The 2,392-nt window shown below is 44.6% G+C and carries 1 protein-coding gene and 2 rRNA genes; all 3 read left to right on the forward strand.

Annotation, left to right across the window (positions count from 1 at the left end):
- Positions 1-1,289: ribosomal RNA gene (locus tag WAZ74_RS03300) — 23S ribosomal RNA — on the forward strand; the annotation flags it as partial.
- A 183-nt stretch (positions 1,290-1,472) separates the two neighbouring features.
- Positions 1,473-1,587, forward strand: a 5S ribosomal RNA gene (gene rrf / locus WAZ74_RS03305).
- 357 nt (positions 1,588-1,944) lie between these two features.
- Positions 1,945-2,313 carry a hypothetical protein gene (locus tag WAZ74_RS03310; RefSeq protein WP_422305778.1) on the forward strand — a complete coding sequence of 123 codons (369 nt, stop codon included), beginning with the start codon at positions 1,945-1,947 and terminating at the stop codon, positions 2,311-2,313.
- Positions 2,314-2,392 lie beyond the last annotated feature (79 nt).

Raw genomic sequence — 2,392 nt, forward strand, 5'->3', positions numbered from 1 at the left:
AGGAATCGTACCCGAAACCGACACAGGTGGTCAGGTCGAGTAGACCAAAGCGCTTGAGAGAACTCTGCTGAAGGAACTAGGCAAAATGGTACCGTAACTTCGGGAGAAGGTACGCTGCCGACGGTGATAGGATTTACTCCTTGAGCTATTGGCAGCCACAGAAACCAGGCCCCTGCAACTGTTTATTAAAAACATAGCACTCTGCAAACACGAAAGTGGACGTATAGGGTGTGATGCCTGCCCGGTGCTGGAAGGTTAATTGATGGGGTTAGCGTAAGCGAAGCTCTTGATCGAAGCCCCAGTAAACGGCGGCCGTAACTATAACGGTCCTAAGGTAGCGAAATTCCTTGTCAGGTAAGTTCTGACCTGCACGAATGGCATAATGATGGCAGCGCTGTCTCCAGCAGAGACTCAGTGAAATCGAAATCGCAGTGAAGATGCTGTGTACCCGCGGCTAGACGGAAAGACCCCGTGAACCTTTACTACAGCTTTACATTGAACTTTGACCTGACTTGTGCAGGATAGGTGGGAGGCTTTGAAGCAGACACGCTAGTGTTTGTGGAGCCAATCTTGAAATACCACCCTGGTCATGTCGGGGTTCTAACTCAGGTATAACAATACCGAGGACAATGTATGGTGGGTAGTTTGACTGGGGCGGTCTCCTCCTAAAGAGTAACGGAGGAGTACGAAGGTGCGCTCAGACCGGTCGGAAATCGGTCGTAGAGTATAAAGGCAAAAGCGCGCTTAACTGCGAGACCCACAAGTCGAGCAGGTACGAAAGTAGGTCTTAGTGATCCGGTGGTTCTGTATGGAAGGGCCATCGCTCAACGGATAAAAGGTACTCTGGGGATAACAGGCTGATACCGCCCAAGAGTTCATATCGACGGCGGTGTTTGGCACCTCGATGTCGGCTCATCTCATCCTAGGGCTGAAGCAGGTCCTAAGGGTATGGCTGTTCGCCATTTAAAGAGGTACGCGAGCTGGGTTTAGAACGTCGTGAGACAGTTCGGTCCCTATCTACCGTGGGCGTTGGAAATTTGAGAGGATCTGCTCCTAGTACGAGAGGACCAGAGTGGACGAACCTCTGGTGTTCGGGTTGTCACGCCAGTGGCATTGCCCGGTAGCTACGTTCGGATGGGATAACCGCTGAAAGCATCTAAGCGGGAAGCCCACCTCAAGATTAGATTTCCCTAAAGAGCCGTTCAAGACTAGGACGTTGATAGGCAGGGTGTGGAAGTGCAGCGATGCATGTAGCTAACCTGTACTAATTGCTCGTTTGGCTTGACCATACAACACCCAAGTGGTTTGTATGAACAGCTCTAATTAATCTATCTTGTATAAGCGTAAGCTTATAGAATATATATATTTCGATATCACCTTTAACCTTGATTCAGTTAGGTTACAAGTTGGTCGATGACAAGTTAAACCTTGAAGTCAAAATAACAACAACAGACTCATATCTAACCCCCTTTGCTGACGACAATAGCATGATGGCCCCACCTGATCCCTTCCCGAACTCAGAAGTGAAACATCATCGCGCCAATGGTAGTGTGGCTCCGGCCATGTGAGAGTAGGTCATCGTCAGCTCTCTATTCTAAAAGTAAAACCCCCTTACGCGAAAGTGTAAGGGGGTTTTCTTTTGGCTGCGGGTTTTAAAATCAGCTATATATTTATTTTGCGTTAAAATATTACTAAAGGTTCAAATTACTTAACCATTAACATGTGAAATTTTTTATATAACGATAGTCTTATTGAATACTGGGCGTTTTTCCCTTATAGCTGTGTAGCGATTTATAATTGCTTTCACTATATTCAAAAACAAAAGGTGAATAATAAACTCAAATACAGAAATAAAGTTAGCTATTCTAATTCTTTGAGTCTTTTGCCGACTACACTGTTACTCTTCATATATTACGATTCTGATACCAGAGGATTTTCAAAGAAATGAAAACAATAAAGCGTTCTATTAAAATTAGCTCGAGTCAAAATAATGTGTTCGAAATCACTCAAAACTATAACGTAAGATTGGAGTGGGACTCTTATTTGAATGAAGCTAGGCTTTTAGGAAAATCACAAAGTGCGGGTATTGGTGAAGAGTCATATTGTAGAAATAAATTGGGGATGATTATGGTCTCTAAGTATATATTTTATAACAGTCCAGATGTAGCAGCAGTAAAAATGACAAAAGGCCCGAGAGTACTTAAAAAATTTAGTGGTGCTTGGAATGTAAAGAGTATCGGTATCGGAGAGTCTTTGGTCACCTTCACTGACCCCTGCCGTCAAATCCGTACAGTTAAACTTGGGAGAGTTTAGTTACGCAGCCTGACGATAGAAGTCAAACCACACCTGCCTTGGCGTTTTATAGCCCAAGCCCTTTTGAATTCTTGTTTGG

Source organism: Psychrobacter sp. (assembly GCF_049295055.1).
Taxonomy (GTDB): domain Bacteria; phylum Pseudomonadota; class Gammaproteobacteria; order Pseudomonadales; family Moraxellaceae; genus Psychrobacter.